20 protein-coding genes are annotated in these 23,150 nt (G+C 61.1%); 17 read left to right on the top strand and 3 right to left on the bottom strand.

Features of this window, described 5'->3' with window-relative positions:
• Nucleotides 1–196 precede the first annotated feature (196 nt).
• The 4 genes from AC1DIJ_RS24420 (at nucleotide 197) to AC1DIJ_RS24405 (ending at nucleotide 6,558) form a co-directional block, all read left to right on the top strand.
• Complete coding sequence (locus AC1DIJ_RS24420; protein WP_112387958.1) at nucleotides 197–841, top strand: protein-L-isoaspartate O-methyltransferase family protein; 645 nt, start codon at nucleotides 197–199, stop codon at nucleotides 839–841.
• Between the two features lie 232 nt (nucleotides 842–1,073).
• Complete coding sequence (locus tag AC1DIJ_RS24415) at nucleotides 1,074–1,955, top strand: DUF2497 domain-containing protein (protein ID WP_112387959.1); 882 nt, start codon at nucleotides 1,074–1,076, stop codon at nucleotides 1,953–1,955.
• 119 nt (nucleotides 1,956–2,074) lie between these two features.
• Nucleotides 2,075–4,915: a valine--tRNA ligase gene (locus AC1DIJ_RS24410; RefSeq protein WP_112387960.1), complete on the top strand. Its 2,841-nt coding sequence runs from the start codon at nucleotides 2,075–2,077 to the stop codon at nucleotides 4,913–4,915.
• 401 nt (nucleotides 4,916–5,316) lie between these two features.
• Nucleotides 5,317–6,558, top strand: coding sequence for an OmpP1/FadL family transporter (locus AC1DIJ_RS24405; RefSeq protein WP_112387961.1), 1,242 nt, complete (start codon nucleotides 5,317–5,319; stop codon nucleotides 6,556–6,558).
• Nucleotides 6,559–6,804: 246 nt separating this feature from the next.
• Here AC1DIJ_RS24405 and AC1DIJ_RS24400 read toward each other — a convergent pair whose 3' ends face one another.
• Complete coding sequence (locus AC1DIJ_RS24400; RefSeq protein WP_162705970.1) at nucleotides 6,805–7,293, bottom strand: hypothetical protein; 489 nt, start codon at nucleotides 7,291–7,293, stop codon at nucleotides 6,805–6,807.
• Here AC1DIJ_RS24400 and exoR point away from each other — a divergent pair.
• Nucleotides 7,284–8,084: an exopolysaccharide production regulator ExoR gene (gene exoR, locus AC1DIJ_RS24395; protein WP_112387962.1), complete on the top strand. Its 801-nt coding sequence runs from the start codon at nucleotides 7,284–7,286 to the stop codon at nucleotides 8,082–8,084. The genes AC1DIJ_RS24400 and exoR overlap by 10 nt on opposite strands.
• 6 nt (nucleotides 8,085–8,090) lie before the next feature.
• On the opposite strand, the gene xth is transcribed toward exoR, so the two are convergent.
• Both xth and erpA read right to left on the bottom strand, forming a co-directional pair.
• Nucleotides 8,091–8,882: an exodeoxyribonuclease III gene (gene xth, locus AC1DIJ_RS24390; protein WP_112387963.1), complete on the bottom strand. Its 792-nt coding sequence runs from the start codon at nucleotides 8,880–8,882 to the stop codon at nucleotides 8,091–8,093.
• A 116-nt stretch (nucleotides 8,883–8,998) separates the two neighbouring features.
• Nucleotides 8,999–9,331 carry an iron-sulfur cluster insertion protein ErpA gene (erpA, locus tag AC1DIJ_RS24385; RefSeq protein ID WP_112387964.1) on the bottom strand — a complete coding sequence of 111 codons (333 nt, stop codon included), beginning with the start codon at nucleotides 9,329–9,331 and terminating at the stop codon, nucleotides 8,999–9,001.
• Between the two features lie 221 nt (nucleotides 9,332–9,552).
• Between erpA and AC1DIJ_RS24380 the strand changes: the two genes are divergently transcribed.
• From AC1DIJ_RS24380 to AC1DIJ_RS24325, 12 genes are all read left to right on the top strand, one after another.
• Entirely contained in the window at nucleotides 9,553–10,770 is a 1,218-nt protein-coding gene (locus tag AC1DIJ_RS24380; protein WP_112445171.1) for a deoxyguanosinetriphosphate triphosphohydrolase, read from the top strand.
• A 65-nt stretch (nucleotides 10,771–10,835) separates the two neighbouring features.
• Nucleotides 10,836–12,593 (top strand): arginine--tRNA ligase, encoded by a 1,758-nt coding sequence (gene argS / locus AC1DIJ_RS24375; RefSeq protein WP_112387966.1) that lies wholly within the window; start codon nucleotides 10,836–10,838, stop codon nucleotides 12,591–12,593.
• Nucleotides 12,594–12,654: 61 nt separating this feature from the next.
• Nucleotides 12,655–15,648, top strand: coding sequence for an SPOR domain-containing protein (locus AC1DIJ_RS24370; RefSeq protein WP_112387967.1), 2,994 nt, complete (start codon nucleotides 12,655–12,657; stop codon nucleotides 15,646–15,648).
• A gap of 121 nt (nucleotides 15,649–15,769) precedes the next feature.
• Nucleotides 15,770–16,783, top strand: coding sequence for a beta-N-acetylhexosaminidase (nagZ, locus tag AC1DIJ_RS24365; protein ID WP_112388162.1), 1,014 nt, complete (start codon nucleotides 15,770–15,772; stop codon nucleotides 16,781–16,783).
• Between the two features lie 20 nt (nucleotides 16,784–16,803).
• Nucleotides 16,804–17,664, top strand: a complete 861-nt coding sequence (locus AC1DIJ_RS24360) for a segregation and condensation protein A (protein ID WP_112387968.1) — start codon at nucleotides 16,804–16,806, stop codon at nucleotides 17,662–17,664.
• On the top strand, nucleotides 17,661–18,377 hold the full coding sequence (gene scpB, locus AC1DIJ_RS24355; RefSeq protein ID WP_112387969.1) for an SMC-Scp complex subunit ScpB: 717 nt from the start codon (nucleotides 17,661–17,663) through the stop codon (nucleotides 18,375–18,377). The genes AC1DIJ_RS24360 and scpB overlap by 4 nt, the downstream gene beginning before the upstream one ends.
• A gap of 187 nt (nucleotides 18,378–18,564) precedes the next feature.
• Nucleotides 18,565–18,756, top strand: a complete 192-nt coding sequence (locus tag AC1DIJ_RS24350; protein WP_112387970.1) for a twin-arginine translocase TatA/TatE family subunit — start codon at nucleotides 18,565–18,567, stop codon at nucleotides 18,754–18,756.
• A 49-nt stretch (nucleotides 18,757–18,805) separates the two neighbouring features.
• Nucleotides 18,806–19,474, top strand: a complete 669-nt coding sequence (gene tatB / locus AC1DIJ_RS24345; RefSeq protein ID WP_112387971.1) for a Sec-independent protein translocase protein TatB — start codon at nucleotides 18,806–18,808, stop codon at nucleotides 19,472–19,474.
• On the top strand, nucleotides 19,471–20,298 hold the full coding sequence (tatC, locus tag AC1DIJ_RS24340; protein ID WP_112387972.1) for a twin-arginine translocase subunit TatC: 828 nt from the start codon (nucleotides 19,471–19,473) through the stop codon (nucleotides 20,296–20,298). Before tatB ends, tatC begins: the two co-directional genes overlap by 4 nt.
• Before the next feature lie 97 nt (nucleotides 20,299–20,395).
• On the top strand, nucleotides 20,396–21,679 hold the full coding sequence (gene serS, locus AC1DIJ_RS24335) for a serine--tRNA ligase (protein ID WP_112387973.1): 1,284 nt from the start codon (nucleotides 20,396–20,398) through the stop codon (nucleotides 21,677–21,679).
• A gap of 4 nt (nucleotides 21,680–21,683) precedes the next feature.
• The gene (surE, locus tag AC1DIJ_RS24330) at nucleotides 21,684–22,451 is read left to right on the top strand and encodes a 5'/3'-nucleotidase SurE (protein ID WP_112387974.1); all 768 of its coding nucleotides are present in this window, start codon (nucleotides 21,684–21,686) and stop codon (nucleotides 22,449–22,451) included.
• Between the two features lie 7 nt (nucleotides 22,452–22,458).
• Nucleotides 22,459–23,112, top strand: coding sequence for a protein-L-isoaspartate(D-aspartate) O-methyltransferase (locus AC1DIJ_RS24325; protein ID WP_112387975.1), 654 nt, complete (start codon nucleotides 22,459–22,461; stop codon nucleotides 23,110–23,112).
• Nucleotides 23,113–23,150: the final 38 nt, after the last annotated feature.

Here is a 23,150-nt window from a genome sequence, read left to right as displayed (position 1 = left end):
CCTCATTTCCTCCGGTTGCAAGAATACCACAGGGCCACGCTTTATGCCACTTCGGAGTTTGGAATGCGCTCCGGCGCACGCGACAGCGCCGCGTCCACTCAAGTATTCTTGCCGCAGCCGCGCGCGGAGCCTTGAAAGCATCCGAACCCGGGATTAAGAGACGCATGTAGGCGCCGAAAACGGGCAAGAGGATAAGATGGATTTCGAAGCAGCACGCGTGAAGATGGTCGACAACCAGATCCGTACGACGGACGTGACGTCCCATTCCGTGTTGAGCGCGTTCCTGACGGTCGAGCGCGAAACTTTCGTCCCGGAAAAGTCGAAGGCGCTGGCCTATATCGATAATGACGTCGAGATCTGTCCCGGCCGCTTCCTGATGGAAGCCTCGCCGCTGGCAAAGCTGCTGCAGCTTGCCGCGATCACCAAGGACGACACGGTTCTCGAAGTCGGCTGCGGTACCGGCTACACCTCGGCGCTGCTGTCGCTGATCGCCGGTTCGGTTACCGCTCTCGAATCCGATGAAGCGCTTGCCGCAACGGCAAAGGCCAATCTCGCAGCCTATCCGAATGTCGCCGTTGTGACCGGCGGTCTCGAGAAGGGCCATACGGCCGGCGCGCCTTATGATCTGATCTTCGTCAACGGTTCCGTCGAGCAGGTTCCGGCAGCTCTTCTCGGCCAGCTCGCCGAGGGCGGCCGTCTGGTCACGGTCGAGGGTTACGGCAACGCCGCCCGCGCCAAGGTCTTCGTTTCCGAGCGCGGCGCCGTTTCCGAAAATGTCTTCTTCAACGCGTCGGTCAAGCCGCTTCCGGGCTTCGCAAAGCTGCGCGAATTTGTGTTCTGAGCAGCATTGCATTGCTCTTTGACGATGCGGGCGCCTCCGGCGCCCGTTTGCGTTTGCGGCGCTGAAACCGGGCCGGGCAGACGGTCCGCAGTTCATCCAACAAAACTGTGCATGGACGCATTCATTTGATTCGCGATGATTTTTTTCGCGTCTTGGGTATTCTAGTGTCTGGGTGATTCGGATGCCCACACCACGCAATCCGATCGTTGCTTTTAGCATAACGGGGATAGATATGGCTCAGCCAAGCGTAGCGCGTGAACCGTCCATGGAAGAGATCCTGGCGTCGATCCGCCAGATCATCGAGAGCAATGATCCGGGTGCCGGAAAGGCCATTTCCCAATCTTTGCCGCCGGTTTACGGCGATGACGGCGAAGACGAAGGCAGCGACTCCAACATCCGTCTGACCGTCGACGACACCTATGCCAATGTCGAGTTTCCCGAGCCGGTGATGCAGGCCGATCCGCGCTTCGTCGCCGCCAATTCGGCAGGTACGCGCGATATCGAGGAGCCCGCGCGCTCCATGTCGCTTGCCGATGTCGCCGCCCGGGTTCGTGCCGCCTCCGAGCGTCTGCCAGCCCAGCCGCCGCGCGAGCTTCCGCCGGTCTTCCGCCAGCCGGAACCCGTGGCCGAGCCCGTCGCTGAACAGGTCCGTGCACCGGTCGAGCATGTATCCGCTCCCGTCGTTGCTCCGCTGCCGGCACCGAAGCAGGCGCCGCTTGTTGCCGAAGCCGCACCGGTGGACGCTGCCCCTCAGCCGGTAGCAGCCGCTGCCACAGAAGTGTTCCCGGAGCCGCAGGCAACGATCGCTCCGCAGGCCGAAATCGCGCCGGAGGCACCCGTCGCCGAAGCCCCGGCTGCCATGCCCCAGTTTCTGCCGCAGATCATGGAAGAAGCCCAGGCGCTGATCTCGCAGGATGCCAGCCTTCAGGTCGCACGTTCCTTCGAAGAGCTGGCGCTTGCCATCGATGGCGCCGAGCGTCGGTCGCTCGATGAGATCGCCGAAGACATGCTGCGTCCGATGCTGCGCGAATGGCTGGATGACAATCTGCCGACGCTGGTCGAACGCCTCGTGCGTGAAGAAATCGAGCGCGTGGCGCGCGGTCCGCGCCGCTAACCGGAAACGCTTTTTACCGAACAAGCCGCTCCGGTCTCCGGGGCGGCTTTTTTATTGACTTGCCCGCAGCCATCCTATTTACAAACCCGCATCCTAAAACCCCGAAGTTTGGTCATAAAATGCTCGACAAGACCTATGATTCCGCCGCAGTCGAACCCAAAATCGCTGCGAAATGGGACGAAGCCGATGCTTTCCGCGCTGGCGCCAACAAGAAGCCCGGTGCCGAAACGTTCACGATCGTCATCCCGCCGCCGAACGTGACGGGCTCCCTGCACATGGGCCACGCGCTCAACAATACGCTGCAGGACATCATGATCCGTTTCGAGCGCATGCGCGGCAAGGATGTGCTGTGGCAGCCGGGCATGGACCATGCGGGTATCGCCACGCAGATGGTGGTCGAGCGCAAGCTGATGGAACAGCAGCTTCCGGGCCGCCGCGACATGGGCCGCGACGCCTTCATCGACAAGGTCTGGGAATGGAAGGCTGAATCGGGCGGCCTGATCTTTAACCAGCTGAAGCGCCTTGGCGCCTCCTGTGACTGGTCGCGCGAACGCTTCACCATGGACGAGGGTCTGTCGCAGGCCGTTCTTGAGGTATTTGTAACGCTTTACAAGCAGGGGCTCATCTACAAGGACAAGCGTCTCGTCAACTGGGATCCGAAGCTGCTAACGGCGATTTCGGACATGGAAGTCGAGCAGCTCGAGGTCAAGGGTAACCTCTGGCATCTGCGCTATCCGCTGGAAGAGGGCGTCACCTACCAGCATCCGGTTGCCTTCGACGAAGATGGCAAGCCGACGGAATTCGAAACCCGCGATTATCTCGTCGTCGCCACGACCCGCCCGGAAACGATGCTTGGTGACACCGGCGTTGCCGTCAATCCGGACGACGATCGCTACACGTCGATCGTCGGCAAGCACGTCATCCTGCCGATCGTCGGCCGCAAGATCCCTGTTGTCGCCGACAGCTATGCCGATCCGACCGCCGGTACCGGCGCCGTCAAGCTGACGCCGGCGCATGATTTCAACGACTTCGACGTTGCCCGGCGCACCGGCTTGCGCGCTATCAACGTTCTTGACGTCGATGGTTCGGTCACCATCAAGGAAAACGAGGACTTTCTGGAAGGTCTCGACAACCCGGCGGCCCTCCACGGCGCCTGGGATCGTCTCGAGGGCCAGGATCGCTTCGCGGCACGCAAGATCATCGTCGAGATTTTCGAAGAAGCCGGTCTGCTCGACAAGATTGAGCCGCACAAGCACATGGTTCCGCACGGAGACCGCGGCGGCGTGCCGATCGAGCCGCGTCTGACCGAGCAGTGGTGGGTCGACAACAAGACGCTCGCCAAGCCGGCGATCGCCTCGGTTCGCGAAGGCCGCACCAAGTTCGTGCCGAAGAACTGGGAAAACACCTATTTCCAATGGATGGAAAACATCCAGCCCTGGTGCATCTCGCGCCAGCTCTGGTGGGGACACCAGATCCCCGCCTGGTACGGCCCGGATGGTCAGGTCTTCGTCGAGAAGACCGAAGAGGAAGCGCTGCAGGCTGCGATCCAGCATTATCTGTCGCATGAAGGCCCGATGAAGGCCTATGTCGAGGACCTGCTCGAAAACTTCAAGCCGGGCGAGATCCTGACCCGCGACGAAGACGTTCTGGATACCTGGTTCTCGTCGGCACTCTGGCCGTTCTCGACGCTCGGCTGGCCGGAAAAGACGCCGGAACTGGCGCGCTATTATCCGACCAACGTTCTGGTGACCGGCTTCGACATCATCCCGTTCTGGGTGGTCCGCATGATGCAGATGGGTCTGCACTTCATGAAGGATGAGGACGGCAATCCGGTCGAGCCGTTCCATACCGTCTACATCCACGCGCTGGTCCGCGACAAGAACGGCCAGAAGATGTCGAAGTCGAAGGGCAACGTCATCGATCCCCTGGAGCTGATCGACGAATACGGCGCCGACGCTCTGCGTTTCACGCTGGCCATCATGGCGGCGCAGGGACGCGACGTGAAGCTCGACCCGGCGCGTATCGCCGGCTACCGCAACTTCGGAACCAAGCTCTGGAACGCGACGCGCTTTGCCGAGATGAACGGCGCCAAAAGCGACCCGAACTTCGCGCCTGATAGCGTCAAGCTGACCATCAACCGCTGGATCCTGACGGAACTTGCCCGTGCGGAACGTGACGTAACGGAAGCCATTGAGGCCTACCGCTTCAACGATGCGGCCGGCGCGCTTTACCGCTTCGTCTGGAACCAGGTTTGCGACTGGTATCTTGAACTGTTGAAGCCTGTCTTCAGCGGCGAGGACGAGGCCGCCAAGGCGGAAGCCCAGGCCTGCAGCGCCTATATTCTCGAAGAGATCTACAAGCTGCTGCATCCCTTCATGCCGTTCATGACCGAAGAACTCTGGGCGCATACCGCAGGTGAAGGCATCGAGCGCGATACACTCGTCTGCCATGCGGACTGGCCGGCACCGTCCTTCTCCGACGATGCCGCCGCCGACGAGATCAACTGGCTGATCGATCTGGTGTCGGGCATCCGTTCGGTTCGCGCCGAGATGAACGTCCCGCCGGCGGCAACCGCACCATTGGTTTTCGTCAATGCCAATGCGCAGACCAGGGAGCGCCTGTCGCGCCATGATGCGGCGATCAAGCGTCTGGCGCGCGTGGAGACTGTCTCGCTAGCTGACGCTGCGCCGAAGGGCGCGGCACAGATCGTCGTCGGCGAAGCCACGGCTTGCCTGCCGCTCGGCAGCCTGATCGACCTTTCGGCCGAGAAGTCGCGTCTCGAAAAGGCGATCGGCAAGACCGAAGGCGAGATGGCCCGCATCAACGGCAAGCTGTCGAACGAGAAGTTCGTCGCCAACGCCAATCCCGAAGTGGTCGAAGCCGAGCGCGAGCGCCTGGCCGAACTGCAGGGGCAGATGGAAAGCCTGACGGTTGCGCTGGCGAGGGTGAACGAAGCTTAATCCACTCTTGGTAGTAAACTATTCCAAAGCGGCGTCCGGACTTGCACGGGCGCCGTTTTGCGTTCGCAGCAATCCGAATCGGAAGAACTTGCTCATATGCGCCGCCGATCACGCTGAATCGGGCGGTTTTGCAAATTATTCAGTGGGTAGGGCCGAAAAAACTGACTGTTGTCAGATTGATACAGGGGCAGATCGGCTTGGAAGGATAATCCAAAACTAACCCGGAATGATTATTTTATTGGGATAAAATTTTACCATACGCAAAAATTTGACGTGCTCGTCAATTTCTTACGTCAATTTAACTTCTTGCATGCATTGTGGCGTCATGAAGGCGCGCATTGTCATCCGCGCTATTCCTTTGCAAGGTGCATCATCTGCATTGCTTGAGTGGGGGAGACACAATGGCATCTCGTATGTTTTCCAAGGGCGTAGCATCGCTCATCATCCTTTCGTCCGCCGCGACGCCGTCCTTTGCGGGCGGTCTGGAACGCGGCGGCTACAATATCGATCAGCTGTTCGATACCGGTCCGTTTTCGTTCAATTCGGGCGTTACCTATGTGATGCCGCAGCGCAAGCTGAAGAATGTGAAGGATATCGATTCTTCTGACGGGTTTGGAAACAACGGGTTAGGCGGTGGTTCGACATCCGCGGATGAGACTAAGGATTACGCGATCCCCTACGTCGGTATCAAGACTGGTCTTGGGCCGGTAGATTGCTTGGTTGACTACTCGGAGCCCTTCGGGGCCCATAGCGATCCTGGCATTGGCTGGGTCGGTGCCAATAGCAATATCGAAACGAAAGTTACCAGTCACAACTATGGAGCAACCTGCTCGTACAAATTTGATGCAGGTCCAGGCCAGTTCCGCGTGATCGGCGGCGCTTTCTATCAGGAGATCGAGGGCTTCAAGACCAGATATGTCGCTAATCCTGCGCTGTTCAGTCAGCCGGGTGACGGTATCGGTCGTCTCGACATGAGCGACGACTCGTGGGGTTGGCGTGCAGGTATTGCTTACGAAATCCCTGAATACGCTCTGCGCGCAAGTTTGGTTTATAATAGCCGTGTGAAGTACGATAACCTTGAGGGGACCGTCGACCTCACTCAGGTTCCTATTGTGCCTGGATATGGCGGAAAAATCACGCCCGTCACAGGTTCGGCTGAAGCGCCAGACTCATTGGAACTCAAAGTTCAAAGCGGCATTGCTCCCGATTGGCTTGCGTTCGGCAATATCAAGTGGACGAATTGGAGCATCCTACAATCCGTCGCATTCTGCCCTACGACTGGGACGTGTCCTGCCGGCGGCCTTGCATCGCTTGATCTCGCCTACCGTGACGGTTGGACGATCGGTGGCGGTATCGGTCACAAGTTCAACGATCAGTGGGCCGGTGCTGTCAGTTTAACATGGGACCGCGGCACCAGCGACGGCTACGGTTCGCAGACTGACACATGGATGCTCGGTCTGGGGGCAGCCTATACGCCGACGGAGAACATCGAATGGCGTGTGGCAGGCGCGATCGGTCTTATGACAAGTGGCGAATCCGGGACATTCACCCGTGACGGCGTGACGTACGGCGACGACGTGACCTATTCCTTTGGCAACGACCTCGTCACTGCGCTATCGACCAGCATTAAGGTCAAGTTCTAATCAAGACCTGCCAAACACAAAGCCCGGCCCAGCGCCGGGCTTTTCTTTGCTTGCTGCCATATTAATCATGCCTTTTGGCCATCCCATTTTGTGACGAATCCGCAACAGTTTTTTACGACAGTTGGCGTAAGCTCTCTCCAGGGACAATTTGTCCATTTCCCGCCACAAACAGAGCGCAGCGGTATCTTCGGGCAAGGGAATGGCAGGCGTAGGGTGCGTTTGAAAAGTAAGATGGGTCGAGTTTTTTCAGGGACAGGCGAGGGCCGATCGGGGGCCGGATTTCATTCCGCTCCATTGGCGATTCAGCTTTTCCCGCAAGGCGATTCCGCCGAAAAACTTCGCTCTCAGGTCGTGTCTTCCATCTGTCCATTCTCCGATGTTTCCGCGTCCATGATGGGCGCTGAAGAACGCCGCGATCACGCCGATACCGGTTTGGTCACATTTGGTGTTTACGACTATTGGCGAGGCGGAGAGAGAGACATTTCCTCCGTAAAAATGACGCCGCAGGCATTGCAGGCGGGCCGGGCCGGAAACCGGGCGGTCCATCGCGATGCGCAGGAAATTCACGCCCTCGAAGAAGGGCGAAAGGCTGGATGCGACGCGGGCAAAGGAGCCAGAGAGCTCGCCGCGGGATCGCTCGCCTGGAGGGAATACGCCGGGACGCGTGGCAGCGGAGTTTTTGCTGCCGGGCTGGTCTGCGATGGAAGCGAAAGAAACCGAGTGAAATGCTGACATCCGAGTTCAGACTTTTCAGATCATCTATCATGGGGCTGTCCATCGCTCTTTCAGCGGCGATTGCATCCCCAGCCGGCGCGTTTGATATCAATGCCGGCGTGACCAAGGAATCCGGTCCTTTCGATCTCTTCAAGTTCGGTTTCAAGGCTTACAAGAGCGGCCAGAAGGAAGAGGCCGTTGAAGCCTATAAATACGCGGCCGAGAAGGGGCACACCGGCTCGCGCTGGGCGCTGGCCAATATGTATGCCGACGGTGATGGCGTTACCCAGGACGATTTCGAGGCCTTCAAGATCTACAGCGAGATTGCCCAGCAGGGCGTCGAGCCCGGCTCCGAAGACACCGGCTTCTTCATCAATGCGCTTCTGTCGCTTGCCAGCTACTACAAGCACGGCATTCCGGGTAGCCCCGTCAAGACCGACCTCAATCAGGCCCGCCAGCTTTATTTCCAGGTCGCCTCCACCTTCGGCGTGCCGGAGGCGCAGTTCCAGCTGGCGCAGATGATGCTGTCCGGCGATGGCGGCAGCGCCAATCCGCTGCAGGCCAAGAAGTGGCTGAACCAGGCCCGCAAGAGCGGGCATCCCGGTGCCATGTCGGTCTTCGGCAATATTCTTTTCCAGGAAGGGCAGTCGGCCCGCGGTCTGGCAATGATGACGGCGGCGCTCGACCGCTGCAAGCCGAAGGACTGTGGCTGGATGGAATCGCTGCAGGAGCAGGCGTTCTCGGTCGCCACCGAAGGAGACCGCCGTGCGGCGGTATCGCTCTCCCACAATATCGCCACCAGCGGCGACTGATTTCCTTTAAGCGGCGAAGTCGAAATAGGCGACGACGGGCACGTGGTCCGACGGCTTTTCCCAGGCGCGGACATGCTTTTCGATCGCCGTCGACGTCATCCGGTCAGCAGCCTCGGGCGACAGCATCAGATGGTCGATACGAATGCCGTTATTCTTCGGCCAGGCACCGGCCTGATAATCCCAGAATGAATAGAGCTGTGTCGCATCGGTGGTCGCGCGCACCGCGTCGGTAAAGCCGAGGGCTTCGAGCCTGCGGAAAGCCTCGCGCGTCTGCGGCAGGAACAGCGCGTCATTCTCCCAGACCTTCGGATCGAAGCAATCATGCGGTTCGGGAATGACGTTGTAGTCACCGGCCAGGATGAAGGCTTCCTCATATTCGAGACGCTGGATCGCGAATTGCCGCAGCCGCTCCATCCACGCGAGCTTGTAGGTGTATTTCTCGGTATCAACAGGGTTGCCGTTCGGCAGGTAGAGGCAGCCGATGCGAAGCGCCTTGTTGCCGGGTAACGAAAAGACGGCCTCGAGGAAGCGCGCCTGCTCATCCAGCGGGTCGCCGGGCAGGCCGCAGTTCACTTCGTCAGGCTTGCTCTTGGAAAGGATCGCGACGCCATTGAAACCCTTCTGGCCGTGGGTTTCGACGTGATAGCCGAGCGCCTCGATCTCGAGGCGAGGAAACCCTTCGTCGACGGTCTTGATTTCCTGCAGGCAGGCGATGTCAGGGCTGGAATCCTTCAGCCATTGCGTGAGGTTGTCGATACGCGCCTTGACGCCGTTGATGTTCCAGGTCGCGATCTTCATCCATCACCTCTTGCTTCGTGCCGATCTTGTATCGTGATGGGCAGCGTCCGGACAAGACGATAAACCGGCCGGAAGAGATTTCTTCGGCCGGTCTGATTTGGGTGCTCTGATGTTGTTCAGATCGAAAAGCTGGTGCCGCAGCCGCAACTGGCGACCGCGTTCGGATTGTTGATCTGGAAGGACTGGCCGAGCAGGTTATCAACGAAGTCGATCTCCGAGCCCGCCATATAGATCAGCGACATGCTGTCGATCAGCACCTTCGCGTCGTTCTTCTCGACGATCACGTCGTCGTCCTGAACGCCATCGGCGAGATCGAACTTGTAGGAAAACCCCGAACATCCGCCGCCTTCGACGGAGACGCGAAGGGCGCTCTTGCCGGCTTCGGCGCCGACGATGGCGGCGATTCGCTTTGCCGCGGCATCGGAGAGGGTTACTGTGGTCTCTGTCATGCTTCCTCCTGCCGGGGTCAAGATCCGGAGAGAATTGATAGAAGCCGATGATCTTTCAAACGGCTGATATCAAAAGAATTTATCACATGCGTCATTGAAACGCATTATTGCGGAAAGCGGTTAAGAAAGCGCCGCTTTGCCGTATATACTGACTATAGGTATGAAGAGCGTGAAGCGGCGTCAATGGGCGATCCGGCCGCGAGCTCGAATGACGGTGAAGAATGACGATCGACAGGCATGCATTGGGTTTTGGAAACAGCGAGCGGGCAGTCTATGCGGCAGACCCCTGGACGACCCGCGGGCGGCTCTATGACGAAAGCTCCAGCCCGACACGTTCCGACTTCCAGCGCGACCGCGACCGCATCGTCCACACCACGGCCTTCCGCCGCCTGAAGCACAAGACGCAGGTCTTCATCGCCCAGGATGGCGACCACTACCGCACGCGCCTGACGCACACGATCGAGGTTGCACAGATCGCCCGCGCTTTGGCCCGTGCACTCAAGCTGGATGAAGATCTGGCCGAGGGCGTGGCGCTGGTCCACGATTTCGGCCACACGCCCTTCGGCCATACCGGCGAAGATGCGCTGCATGAGGTGCTGCTGCCCTATGGCGGCTTCGATCACAATGCCCAGTCACTGCGGATCGTGACCAAGCTGGAGCGCCGCTATGCCGAATTCGACGGCATCAACCTGACCTGGGAAAGCCTCGAAGGCCTCGTGAAGCACAACGGCCCGCTGCTGACGAAGGACGGGCAGGGCACGCGCGGGCCGGTCCCGCAGCCGATCCTCGATTATTGCGAGATCCACGACCTGCAGCTCGACACCTATGCAAGCCTTGAGGCGCAGGTAGCGGCGATTGCCGACGACATCGCCTATAATACCCACGATATCGACGACGGCCTGCGCTCCGGCTACCTGACCTTCGAGATGCTGGAGGAAATTCCCTTCCTCGCCGGGCTGATGGCGGAAGTGCGCGAGCGCTATCCGAACCTCGAGGCGAGCCGCTTCACCCATGAAATCATGCGCCGTCAGATCACCCGCATGGTCGAGGATGTCATTTCCGTCGCGCAGCAGCGCCTGTCGCAGATCAAGCCGGAGAGCGCTGACGATATCCGTCACGCCGACCGCGTCATCGCCACCTTCTCGCCGGCGATGGCCGAAACCGACAGGCTGATCAAGCAGATGCTCTTCAAGCGCATCTATCGCCATCCCGAGATCATGCGCATCCGGGCAGGGGCCGCGCAGATCGTCACCGACCTCTTCGGCGCCTATATGGCGAACCCGAAGGAGATGCAGAGCCACTACTGGGTCGATCATATCGCAGGCCTTGCAGACGCGCCGAAAGCCCGCCATGTCGGCGACTATCTGGCCGGCATGACCGACACCTATGCTATCAGCGCTCACAGGCGATTGTTTGACCACACTCCCGATTTGCGATAGGCAGCACGCGCCCGGCAAAAGGCCGGTCGATGCCTTGTGGCACAGCCTATGCATGGAAGAGTGCGATGAACCTTTTTACCGATTTCGAAGCCAGGATTAAAACCGCCCTTGAACAGATCGATCTGGTCAAGGAAAAGCGATCCGAGCTCGATTTCGGCCGCATCGCCGTCGAGCCGCCGCGTGACGCCACTCATGGCGACGTTGCGACCAACGCAGCGATGGTGCTGGCTAAGCCGCTCGGCACCAACCCGCGGGCCTTCGCCGAAATCATCATCGGCAAGTTGAAGGAAGATCCGGATGTGGCTGACGTCTCCGTCGCCGGTCCTGGATTCATCAACATCAAGCTGTCCGTCGGCTACTGGCAGCGGCTGCTCGCGTCGATGATCGGCGCCGGCACTGATTACGGCCGCTCGACGCTTGGCATCGGCCGCAAGGTCAATGTCGAATACGTCTCGGCAAACCCGACCGGCCCGATGCATGTCGGCCATTGCCGCGGCGCCGTTGTCGGCGACGCACTGGCAAATCTTCTGTCTTTTGCCGGCTATGCCGTCGAGAAGGAATATTACATCAACGATGCCGGCTCGCAGATCGACGTGCTGGCACGCTCGGTCTTCCTGCGTTACCGCGAAGCCCTCGGCGAGAAGATCGGCGAGATCCCGGCAGGTCTCTATCCGGGCGATTACCTCGTGCCGGTCGGCCAGTCACTGGCCAGTGAATATGGCGTGCGGTTGCACAATATGCCGGAAGAGCAGTGGATGCCCATCGTCAAGGACAAGGCGATCGATGCAATGATGGTGATGATCCGCGAGGATCTGGCAGCATTGAACGTTCACCACGACGTGTTCTTCTCCGAGCGCACGCTGCATGATGGCGGTGCCGCCGCTATCCGGACCGCAATCAACGACCTGACCTTCAAGGGCTTCGTCTACAAGGGTTCTCTGCCGCCGCCGAAGGGCCAGCTGCCCGAGGATTGGGAAGACCGCGAGCAGACACTGTTCCGCTCGACCGAGGTCGGCGACGATGTCGATCGTCCGCTGATCAAGTCGGATGGTTCCTATACTTACTTTGCCGCTGACGTTGCTTACTTCAAGAACAAGTTCGACCGTGGCTTCAACGAGATGATCTATGTGCTCGGCGCCGACCATGGCGGCTACGTCAAGCGTCTGGAAGCTGTCGCGCGTGCCGTTTCGGAAGGCAATTCGAAGCTGACGGTGCTGCTCTGCCAACTCGTGAAGCTCTATCGCAATGGCGAGCCGGTGAAGATGTCGAAGCGCTCCGGCGACTTCGTGACGCTGCGCGACGTGGTCGAGGAAGTCGGCCGCGATTCGGTGCGTTTCATGATGCTGTACCGGAAGAGTTCCGAGCCGCTTGACTTCGATTTCGCCAAAGTAACGGAACAGTCGAAGGATAATCCGGTCTTTTACGTGCAGTATGCGCATGCCCGTTGCATGTCGGTTTTCCGGCAGGCGAGGGAGGCGTTTCCGGACCTCGACGTGACCCCCGCAGAGCTTGCAAAAGCCGTCTCCGGAATCTCGGATCCCGCGGAATTGCAGCTGATTGCGAAGGCTGCGGAGTTCCCGCGCGTCGTCGAATCCGCGGCCCAGGCACAGGAGCCTCACAGGGTCGCTTTCTATCTCTACGACCTCGCCAGTTCGTTCCATGCACACTGGAACAAAGGTAAAGATCAGACTGAATTACGATTTGTTAACGATAAGAGCCGAGAATCGAGTATTGCCAGACTAGGGCTGGTGTACGCTGTCGCTTCGGTTTTGAAGTCGGGTCTTGCCATTACTGGTACCGCCGCACCGGATGAAATGCGATAAACGTCACCAAATCCCCACATTGCGCTGGCATTGACCGCGTTGGCTTTTGAGTGGGATGGGTATGGCAGACAAACAACTTGCGTATGACGCGCGACAGAAGACGGAGCTGTTCGATGAAAACGATCCGCTTGCGGAACTCGCGCGCATCGTTGGCTTCGAGCCGCGGGTAGCCGCCAATACTGTTTCAGAGCCGGTCCGGCAGGAGCCCGCCTTCGATCTCGAAGACGAGCTGCTGCGGGAATTCGAGAGCTATGACGAACCGCGCGCACCGGATGTTGTCGACCATCCGGCCGAGCCGGTCGCGGCCTACGAGCCCGTCACTTACGAGCAGACTTCTCAGGTCGAGCCGGAGCCGACCTATTACGAGACACAGGCCGTAGAGCCTGAGCCGGTCGTCCATGCCGAGCCGGCAGCCGCTTCCGCCTGGAATGCTGCGGGAGCCTTTGCTTCGGCGGATTGGACTGCGCAGCAGTCCGAGCCAGTGTCGAACGGCGCCCGTGATCTGATCGAAGAGCTTGAAATGTCGATCGGTGCGGCGGCTGCTGTTCAGCCGGTGGCACCGGCTCAGAAGGCGCCGCAGTGGTCGGCTGCCAGCATCAAGCTGCCGCTTGCCAATTTCCACACGGCTCGCCGTGAAGCACCGGCGGCTCCTGTCGCCATGGTGCCCGAGCCGGTCGCCGCTGCGCCCGTTGCCGCCGCGCCGCAGGTGGTCGAGACCATTCCATCCGAAGCTGCAATTCACGAACTTGCAGCTCTCGATGTCGCCGATGAGTTTCTGCCGGTTTCCGGTGGTTTTCCGGCCGAGATCGATCGCCACGAAGTCGCCGAATTGCCACAGCACGAGCCGGTCGCCGAAGCGGCAGCCGTCGAAGCCTACGCTGAACCCGTTTCGCACGATGCCGGTTTCGATCTAGCCGCCGCCGCCAAGGATGGCGTCGTGGCATCGGATGCCGCGCTGACCGAAGCTTTGCCGCAGGATGCGGCCACGGCGTTCGATATCGATAATCTGCTGGCCGACGTCTCCCGCTACCCGGTCCCGCAGCGCGCTGCCGAGCCGGTTCATCATGAGGTGCCCGTCGAAGCTGCTCCCGTTCGCCATGCCGAGCCGGTTCAGGCCTTTGCTCCCGTTGCTGCCAAGCCGGCTGCTCCGGAAGAGGAAGACCCGTTTGCCGGTCATGACTTCGAGCTCGATCTCGAGGGCATCGAACTGGAACTCGCTGATCTTGATTTCGCCGAACCCGTGAAGCCGCTGCCCGAGCCGGTCGCTGCTGCTCCGGCACCGGTGGCCGCGCCTGCTGCCGCATTCGTTCCGGTACCTGTTGCCGCCGCGCGTCCGATTGCACCCGCGCCTGTGCTTGATGAGGCGCCGCGTCCGGTGGCGCAGCCTGCCTATACGCCTGCGCCTGTTTCCTATGTGCCTGCTGCCTCTGTCTTTACCCCGGCGCCGCAGCGGACCGCTCCCGTGCAGGCAGCCGCACCTGAGCCCGTTGAAGAACTGCCTTTCGATCCGTCGATGATTGCCGATGCCGATGGGCATCCGGAGGCTGTCGAAGAGATGCATGTTCCGGCGCTGCCGCCTGTCGAACAGCACAAGCCTGTCGCGCAGACTTCTGATTTCGATTTCGACGTCGACGCCGAGATTGCCAGCCTCTTTGAGCCGATGAAGTCTGCAGAGCGTGCACCTGCCGCTGCTCCCGCCTGGGCGCCGCCGGCCGCTACTCCTGCCGCCGTGAAGCCTGCCGCAGCACCTGCCGTTGCCGGTCTTGACGATCTGGAGCGCGCGCTTGAGGAAGACCTTCGCCGCAGCATGCGCGAGCCGGTGCAGCGCACCGAGCAGCTCGCGGAAGTCCACATTCAGTCCGCAGGCGCAGCCGAAGACATGCACCGCGCCCGCTCGATGAAGCGCATGCTTGCCGCCGCTGCCATGGTGGTGGTTTTCGCAGGCGGTGCCTACGGTCTGTACACGGTCGTAGCCGACTCAGGCATTGCCGGTGGCTCGGGCGAGCCGCGCATCATTTCCGCCGACAAGGAACCTGTTAAGGTCGTTCCTGACAATCCGGGCGGCAAGACCGTTCCGAACCAGGACAAGGCCGTTTACGACCGTGTCGCTGGCGCCACCGAGACGCCGAAGCAGACGGCCCTGGTGTCCTCGGATGAGGAACCTGTCGACGTCGTTCAGCGCACACTGACGCCTGAGATTGCCCCTGAAGACAATGACGGCGATGTCACCGACCAGGCGATGAGCACCCCGGTCAGCGATACGCAGGATCCGCGTCTTCTTCCGGACCAAAATCAGCCGGAGCAGGCAGCAAATGACGGCGACGCAGACCGCGTCCCGGCCGTTTCGCCGCGCAAAGTCCGCACGATGATCGTCAAGCCTGACGGGACTCTGGTAGCCCGTGAGGACGAAGCACCCGTCGATGCGCCTGTTGTCAAACAGGTCAAGACGACCACCATCACGCCGAACGGCTCGGCTGCCAGCTTCCCGGCCAGCACCGAAGTCGCTTCTGCCGACATCCGCTCCACCCCGGTCGAGAACACGGCAACGCCGCCTGCCCAGGCTGGTGCGTCCGAATCGGTCCTTGCCAAGGTTGCCGCGAGCAACCCTGCTAATGTCGAGCCGCCGGTCCGTCAGGTTCAGTCGACGCAGGTCGAGCCCCAGGCTGCGGCAAAGCCTGCAGATGCTGCTCCGGTCCCGGCAGTCCGCCCGGCTGCCAAGCCTGCAGCCGCTGCTGCTCCTCAGCCGCCGAAGCCGGCCGAGGTTGCCTCTGTGGCGCCCGCAGCCACCCAGCCGCAGGCTTCAGCGCCTTCCGGCGGCTACGGTGTCCAGATCGCATCGCTGCCCTCAGAGGCCGAAGCCAACAAGTCCTACGCAAGCCTCTCGAAGAAGTTTGGCAGTGTTCTGGCTGGCCGCAGCTTCGAAATCCGCAAGGCCGATATCGCCGGCAAGGGCACCTTCTACCGCGTCCGTATCCCGGCCGGCTCGAAGGACGAAGCCGCAGCGCTTTGCGAAAAGTATCGTGCCGCTGGCGGCACATGCCTGATCTCGAAGTAAGCACGATCACACGCATTCAAGGCGGCGGGCATGGTCCCGCCGCTTTCGTTTTGCCCAGCCTTTCCTGTGAATGCCTGTTGACCTCTATCGCAATTCGCCTCAGCACCTCTATGATTCGGGTATGACCGAATCAAAAGCGATGATCCTGGGCTGTAGCGGCCTGTCACTGACCCCGGAAGAAAAGGCCTTCTACAGGGCCGAGCGCCCCTGGGGCTTCATTCTTTTTGGACGCAACATCTCCGAGCCGCAGCAGATCGCCGATCTCGTCGCCGAGATGCGCGAAAGCGTCGGCTGGCATGCGCCTGTGCTGATCGACCAGGAGGGCGGCCGCGTCCAGCGCATCCGTCCGCCGATCCTGCAGCACTATCCATCCGGTCAGGCGCTCGGCGACATCTATCGCCAGGATCGGGAGCAGGGGCTTCGCGCCGCCTGGCTGATGTCGCGCCTGCACGCGTTCGATCTTCTGAAGTTCGGCATCAATGTCGATTGCCTGCCGGTGCTCGACGTGCCGGTCGAAGGCAGCAGCAATGTCATCGGCAACCGCGCCTATGGCGGCGATCCCCAGACGGTGACCGCGATGGGCCGTGCTGCCAGCGATGGTTTGAAGGCCGGCGGCGTATTGCCGGTGATGAAGCATATGCCTGGTCACGGCCGCGGCTTCGCCGATTCCCATCATGAGCTGCCTGTCGTCACCGTTTCGCGCGAGGAGCTCGAAGCCCACGACTTCCCGCCCTTCATCGCCATGAAGGATGAACTCGCGGCGATGACCTGCCATGTCGTCTTCACGGCGATCGACGATGCCAATCCGGCAACCACGTCCCGCAAGGTGATCGACGGCGTCATCCGCAGCCACATCGGCTTCAACGGCCTGTTGCTTTCCGATGATACATCGATGAATGCGCTGGCCGGCACGATCGGCGAGCGCGCCGCGAATATCATTGCAGGCGGATGCGATATCGTGCTGCATTGCAACGGCCACATGGACGAGATGCTTCAGGTGGTCGCCAACGTGCCGGTCCTGTCGGACGCTTCGCTGAAGCGCGCCGAAGCGGTCCTAGCCGGCATGCCGAAACCCGACCAATCCGAAGAAGCGGCAATCCGCAGTGAATTCGATGCGATGTTCGCCACCGTCTGAAAACTGGAAGCGAGGCAGAGTTGAACGTAGTCAAGGGTCCCGAGCGGTCGCCGTCGTCAGCAACGCCGATGGACAAGCTATGGCAGGATAACGGGGCCGAACGCGCCACCCACGAGCCGGCGCTGGTGATCGACGTCGCGGGCTTCGAGGGCCCGTTGGACCTGCTGCTCTATCTCGCCCGCAATCAGAAGGTCGATCTGTCGCGGATTTCGGTTCTCGCGCTTGCCGAGCAGTATCTGCTGTTTGTCGACAGCGCCCGCCGCATCCGCATCGAACTGGCCGCCGATTACCTCGTCATGGCGGCCTGGCTTGCCTATCTGAAATCGCGCCTCCTGATCCCGCAGCAGATCAAGGACGATGGCCCGTCGGGCGAGGAGATGGCGGCAACGCTCGCCTTCCGCCTGAAACGCCTGGAAGCGATGCGTGAGGCCGCCAGCGGTCTCGTCAACCGCAACCGTCTCGGCCGCGATATCTTCGCCCGCGGCGCGCCGGAACATATCCCGGACCGCCACCGGTCCGCCTACGATGCCAGCCTCTATGATCTCCTGACCGCCTATGCATCGCTGCGACAGCGCCAGGCGGTGACGCAGGTCACGATAGCCCGGCGCACTGTCTGGTCGCTGACCGAAGCGCGCGAGCTCTTGACCCGGATGATCGGCGATGTCTCCGACTGGACGGCGCTGGAGCACTATCTGCTGCGCTACATGACCTCGCCGGAAGAACGCGTCACGGCAATCGCCAGCGCCTTTGCGGCGTCGCTGGAGCTGGTGCGCGAGGGCAAGCTCGAAATCCGCCAGGAGGGCGCCTTTGAACCACTCTACATGCGCCGCGGACCGAAGCACGCCACATTGCAAGTTATCGAGCAGGAGACGCCACTGTGATCGATCCTGAGGGCGATGTCGGCGGAGAGGAAGGCGAGGGCGTTGAAAGCCGGGATTTCCAGGCGGAGCTTGAGGCAGAGCGTATCGCCGAGGCGCTGGTCTTCGCCTCGTCGCAGCCCGTTTCCGAGGCCTTCATCGCCGATCGTATTGCCAAGCACTTCAATGTCCGCGCCATCATGCTCCGGTTGAAGGAGCAATATGCGCCGCGCGGCGTCAATCTGGTGCAGGTCGACGACGCCTGGGCCTTCCGCACGGCCGCCGATCTCTCATTTGTGATCCGCCGTGATGAGAACGAGGCGAAGAAACTTTCGCGGGCCGCGCTCGAGGTCCTGGCGATCATCGCCTATCATCAGCCGGTGACGCGCGCCGAGATCGAGGACATCAGAGGTGTCCAGACGTCGCGCGGCACGCTCGATGTGCTGATGGAGGCTGGATGGGTTCGTTTCCGCGGTCGCCGCCGCACCCCCGGCCGCCCCGTCACGCTCGGCACTACGCGGGACTTTCTCGACCATTTCGGCCTTGAGGAACTGCGCGATCTGCCGGGTATCGAAGAGCTCAAGGGGGCAGGGCTGCTCTCTGGCCGTATCCCGGCGAATTTCAACATCCCGTCACCGCTGATGAGCGACGAACTGACGGAGGATGAGGACCCGATCACCCAGATGGATCTGGAGGAATTGGGGCTTCTTGCCCCCGGCGGCGCCTCCGAAGATTAACGGTTGCTGGTCTTTGTTTTGACACCGAGGGCGAAAACAATAGTGATCACCATAATTCGATGGCGCAATGACTTGTCACAATGGCCGAAGCCGTGACATTAAGCGTCAATCCAAGGGGAATTTTGGTGTTGGAAACGATGGCGGAAACTCTTACATCGAAGAGACATCGCAACAGGGAGTATGCGTAATGGGTTCTTTTAGCATGTGGCACTGGTTGATCGTTCTGGTCATCGTGCTGTTGTTGTTCGGTCGCGGCAAGATCCCGGAATTGATGGGCGACGTCGCCAAGGGCATCAAGAGCTTCAAGAAGGGCATGAACGACGAGGACGCGCCGGTTGACGGCAAGACCGTCGATCACAAGGCCGACGAAACGAAGTAACCAGTCCGGAAACGGGTGGCTTGCCCCGCTTCCCATCCAGGAGCCTTGAATGTTCGATATTGGCTGGACCGAGCTGCTCGTCATCGCGGTCGTGTTGATTGTTGTGGTCGGTCCGAAGGACCTGCCGCCGATGCTGCGTGCGTTCGGGAAGATGACCCAGCGCGCCAAGAAGGTAGCCGGTGAATTCCGCGCACAGTTCGACGAGGCGCTGCGTGAGGCGGATCTCGACGAGGTGCGTCAGACACTTGCCGACGCCCAGCGTCTGAACCCGGCCAATACGCTGCGCGATGCGATGAACCCGCTGCGCCAGATGGGCAACGACATCAAGGCAGACCTGCAGAGCGCCACCAAGGTCGAGAACAAGACCGAAGTGCCTCCTGTCAGCGTCCCGGAACCGTCGATGAGCCTGCCGGAAACGCCGCCGATCGTGGCGCCGCTGCCCGAGCCGGCTGTTGCCGCGACCGTTGAAAAGCAGAAGGCTGTGCGCAAACCGCGTGCCGTGGCTGCTGCAAAGGTTGAGCCCGTGGCTGCCGCTCCCGCGGCCGAGGCAAAGCCTGCACCGGCTGCCAAGGCCTCTGCCGCTCCGGCAAAGACTGCGGCCGCCAAGGCGGCCCCAGCAAAGGCGCCTGCCAAGACCGTGGCCGCAAAGGCCACACCAGCAAAGAAGACCGCAGCTGCTCCGAAGAAGGCAGCGGCAACGAAAAAGGATGAGGCATGAGCGGCGATATCGAAGACAAGCCGCAGCCCTTGATCGAGCACCTCATGGAGCTGCGCAGGCGGCTGATGTGGTCGATCGGCGCGTTTTTCATCGCCTTCATCGTCTGCTTCTTCTTTGCCAAGCATCTCTTCAACTACCTCGTCTATCCCTACAAGCTCGCCGTCATCTGGGCGGGCATGGATGTCGACAAGGCGCAGCTGATCTACACGGCGCCGCAGGAATTCTTCTTCACGCAGGTGAAGGTCGCCATGTTCGGCGGCGTGGTGATCGCATTCCCGATCATCGCCGCGCAAATCTACAAGTTCGTGGCGCCCGGCCTCTACAAGAACGAGCGCGCGGCCTTCCTGCCGTTCCTGATCGCCTCGCCAATCCTCTTCCTGCTCGGCGCCGCACTCGTCTATTTCTTCTTCACGCCTATGGTCATGTGGTTCTTTCTGGCCATGCAGCAGACGCCGGGCCATGGCGACGTCGCCATCTCGCTGCTGCCGAAGGTCTCGGAATATCTGAGCCTGATCATGACGCTGGTGCTATCCTTCGGCCTGGTCTTTCAGCTCCCCGTCATTACCACGCTGCTCGCCCGCGTCGGCCTGCTCACCTCGCAGTGGCTTGCCGAAAAGCGCAAGTTCGCGATCGTCATGGCCTTCATCGTCGCTGCGGTTCTGACGCCGCCCGATCCGATGTCCCAGATCGGTCTTGCACTGCCGACGATCCTTCTCTACGAGATTGCAATCCACGCGGCTCGACTCGTCGAGCGCCAGCGTGCGCGGCAGTCGGTCGAAGAGGCGGAACGATCCGCGGATGTTGCCAACACGGACAGCGTCTGAGCGGCTTCGCAATCTCTTCCCGTACGCTTCCGTATCTTCCGGCCGCAGCCAGGTCAGGCTCCGGCCGGTTCCTGTTTTGTAACGACCCGGAACGACAATGCTCGATATCAAATGGATCCGTGAGAACCCCGAGGCTCTAGACGCCGCGCTTGCAAAGCGTGGTGCGGACGCGTTGGCCCAGTCCCTCGTAGCCCTCGATGAGAAGCGCCGCTCCGCCGTGCAGAAGGCGCAGGACCTGCTGTCACGCCGCAACACCGCCTCGAAGGAGATCGGCGCGGCGATCGCGCAGAAAAACACCGAGCTTGCCGAGAAGCTGAAGGCCGAAGTCGCCGACATCAAGGTGACACTGCCGGCTGCCGAAGACGACGAGCGCCAGTTCACCGCCGAGCTCAACGACGCGCTGTCGCGCATCCCGAATATCCCGTTCGACGACGTCCCCGTCGGCGCCGACGAGAGCGGCAATGTCGTCACGCGCACGATCGGCGAAAAGCCGCGCTGGAACCATACGCCGAAAGAGCATTTCGAAATCGGCGAAGCGCTCGGCTACATGGATTTCGACCGCGCGACCAAGCTTTCCGGCTCGCGTTTCACGGTCCTGACCGGCCCGCTGGCGCGTTTGGAGCGGGCGCTCGGCCAGTTCATGATCGACCTGCATACCGGCGAGCACGGCTACACCGAGGTGTCGTCGCCGCTGATGGTACGCGACGAGGCGATGTTCGGCACGGGCCAGCTTCCGAAATTCGCCGACGACCTCTTTAAGACGACGGATGGGCGCTGGCTGATCCCGACGGCTGAGGTGACGCTCACCAATCTCGTCTCTGCCGAAATCCTCGAGCAGGAAAAGCTGCCGCTGCGCTTCACGGCGCTGACCCCGTCCTTCCGCTCGGAAGCGGGCTCCGCCGGCCGCGATACCCGCGGCATGCTGCGCCAGCACCAGTTCTGGAAGTGCGAGCTCGTATCGATCACCGACGCGGAAAGCGCGGTCGCCGAGCACGAGCGGATGACCGCCTGTGCCGAAGAGGTGCTGAAGCGCCTCGGCCTGCATTTCCGCACCATGACGCTCTGCACCGGCGACATGGGTTTCGGCGCCCGCAAGACTTACGATCTGGAAGTCTGGCTGCCGGGACAGAACACCTTCCGCGAAATCTCCTCCTGCTCGGTCTGCGGCGATTTCCAGGGACGGCGCATGGATGCGCGCTACCGCGTCAAGGGCGAGAAGGGCACCAGGTTCGTTCACACGCTGAACGGCTCGGGTACCGCCGTCGGCCGCTGCCTGATCGCCGTTCTGGAAAACTACCTGAACGAAGACGGCTCGGTGACTATCCCCGATGTGCTGCTGCCCTATATGGGCGGCTTGAAGAAGATCGAACGGGCGGCCTGAGACCATGCGCATTCTGCTCACCAATGACGATGGCATTTATGCCGAAGGCCTCGCAGCCCTTGAGCGGATTGCGCGCACTCTCTCCGACGACGTCTGGATCGTGGCACCCGAGACCGATCAGAGCGGTCTTGCCCATTCGCTGAGTCTGTCGGAGCCGCTGCGCCTGCGCAAGGTTTCCGACAAGCACTTCGCGCTGCGCGGCACACCGACCGATTGTGTCATCATGGGCGTCAAGCAGGTTATGGACATCAAGCCGGATCTCATCCTGTCCGGCGTCAATTCCGGCTCCAACGTCGCCGATGACGTGACCTATTCCGGCACCATTGCCGGCGCCATCGAGGGCACGATGCAGGGCGTACGCTCCTTCGCGCTCAGCCAGGCCTATGTCTATGCGGACGGTGCCCGTATCGTGCCGTGGGAGGTCTGCGAGGCGCATGCACCAGCGCTGCTGCAGAAGCTGATGAATGTCGATCTGCCCGAGGGCACCTTCCTCAACCTGAACTTCCCGAACTGCCGTCCTGAGGACGTCAATGGGGTCGAGGTTACCGCACAGGGCAAGCTCGCCTTCAACCTGCAGGTCGACGCCCGCTCGGATGGCCGGGGCTTTCCCTACTACTGGCTGAAGTTCGGCGAGCGCGCCGGCGCCTTCGCCGAAGGCACCGATATCCACGCTTTGAAGCATAATAAGATTTCGGTAACACCTTTGAAACTGGATCTGACTGATTATTCCGTGAAGGACCGCGTCGAGCGGGCGCTTTCGGTTACGGAGTAAGCAGGCATTGACGTCACAGTTGGTCGAGAAGGAAGGTTTTGCGGCTCTCGTCCTGAGGCTGCGGGCCCAAGGTATTTCCGATATCGATCTTCTGACGGCGGTCGAGCAGACGCCGCGCTCGCGCTTCGTTCCGGCGCAGTTTGCCGATGAGGCCTATTCAACACGGACGATCCCTATCGAGTGCGGCTCGTTTCTTGAAGGCGTCGATCTTGCCGTCCGCATTCTCCATCATCTGAAGGTCAAGCCCGGCCAGCGCGTTCTCGAGGTCGGCACAGGCAGCGGCTTCATGGCCGCCGTCATGGGCCGGATTGCCGAACGGGTTCTGACCATCGACCGCTACAAGACGCTGGTGGTTAATGCGCAGAAGCGCATGGATCAGCTCAGCCTGCGCAACATCATCGTCCGCCAGGCCGATGGCAGCAACGGCCTGCAGGGCGAGGGCACCTTCGACCGCATTCTCGTGACCGCCGCGTTCGCATCGATGCCGCGCGTCTATACCGATCAGCTGGTTTCCGGCGGATCGATGATCGCGCCGCTGATGATATCGGACGAGGAGTGCCGGATGGTGCGGCTGACGAAAACCGGCAGCCGCTTCGAGCGCGAGGAACTCTTCACCGTTCCCTATCTGCCGATCGTTCCGCGGGTCGCTTCGCAGCTCTGATCTGCGCGCATTTCGCGCCGCTTTCGCGGGGTGCGATT

The organism is Rhizobium sp. 10N427, from assembly GCF_056394605.1.
This window is presented reverse-complemented; position numbering and strand designations above follow the sequence as displayed.

Coding starts and splice junctions, on each gene's coding strand:
- AC1DIJ_RS24420 (WP_112387958.1), top strand. CDS start 197: ATGGATTTCGAAGCAGCACGCGTGAAGATGGTCGACAACCAGATCCGT.
- AC1DIJ_RS24415 (WP_112387959.1), top strand. CDS start 1,074: ATGGCTCAGCCAAGCGTAGCGCGTGAACCGTCCATGGAAGAGATCCTG.
- AC1DIJ_RS24410 (WP_112387960.1), top strand. CDS start 2,075: ATGCTCGACAAGACCTATGATTCCGCCGCAGTCGAACCCAAAATCGCT.
- AC1DIJ_RS24405 (WP_112387961.1), top strand. CDS start 5,317: ATGGCATCTCGTATGTTTTCCAAGGGCGTAGCATCGCTCATCATCCTT.
- exoR (WP_112387962.1), top strand. CDS start 7,284: ATGCTGACATCCGAGTTCAGACTTTTCAGATCATCTATCATGGGGCTG.
- AC1DIJ_RS24400 (WP_162705970.1), bottom strand. CDS start 7,293: ATGTCAGCATTTCACTCGGTTTCTTTCGCTTCCATCGCAGACCAGCCC.
- xth (WP_112387963.1), bottom strand. CDS start 8,882: ATGAAGATCGCGACCTGGAACATCAACGGCGTCAAGGCGCGTATCGAC.
- erpA (WP_112387964.1), bottom strand. CDS start 9,331: ATGACAGAGACCACAGTAACCCTCTCCGATGCCGCGGCAAAGCGAATC.
- AC1DIJ_RS24380 (WP_112445171.1), top strand. CDS start 9,553: ATGACGATCGACAGGCATGCATTGGGTTTTGGAAACAGCGAGCGGGCA.
- argS (WP_112387966.1), top strand. CDS start 10,836: ATGAACCTTTTTACCGATTTCGAAGCCAGGATTAAAACCGCCCTTGAA.
- AC1DIJ_RS24370 (WP_112387967.1), top strand. CDS start 12,655: ATGGCAGACAAACAACTTGCGTATGACGCGCGACAGAAGACGGAGCTG.
- nagZ (WP_112388162.1), top strand. CDS start 15,770: ATGACCGAATCAAAAGCGATGATCCTGGGCTGTAGCGGCCTGTCACTG.
- AC1DIJ_RS24350 (WP_112387970.1), top strand. CDS start 18,565: ATGGGTTCTTTTAGCATGTGGCACTGGTTGATCGTTCTGGTCATCGTG.
- tatB (WP_112387971.1), top strand. CDS start 18,806: ATGTTCGATATTGGCTGGACCGAGCTGCTCGTCATCGCGGTCGTGTTG.
- tatC (WP_112387972.1), top strand. CDS start 19,471: ATGAGCGGCGATATCGAAGACAAGCCGCAGCCCTTGATCGAGCACCTC.
- serS (WP_112387973.1), top strand. CDS start 20,396: ATGCTCGATATCAAATGGATCCGTGAGAACCCCGAGGCTCTAGACGCC.
- surE (WP_112387974.1), top strand. CDS start 21,684: ATGCGCATTCTGCTCACCAATGACGATGGCATTTATGCCGAAGGCCTC.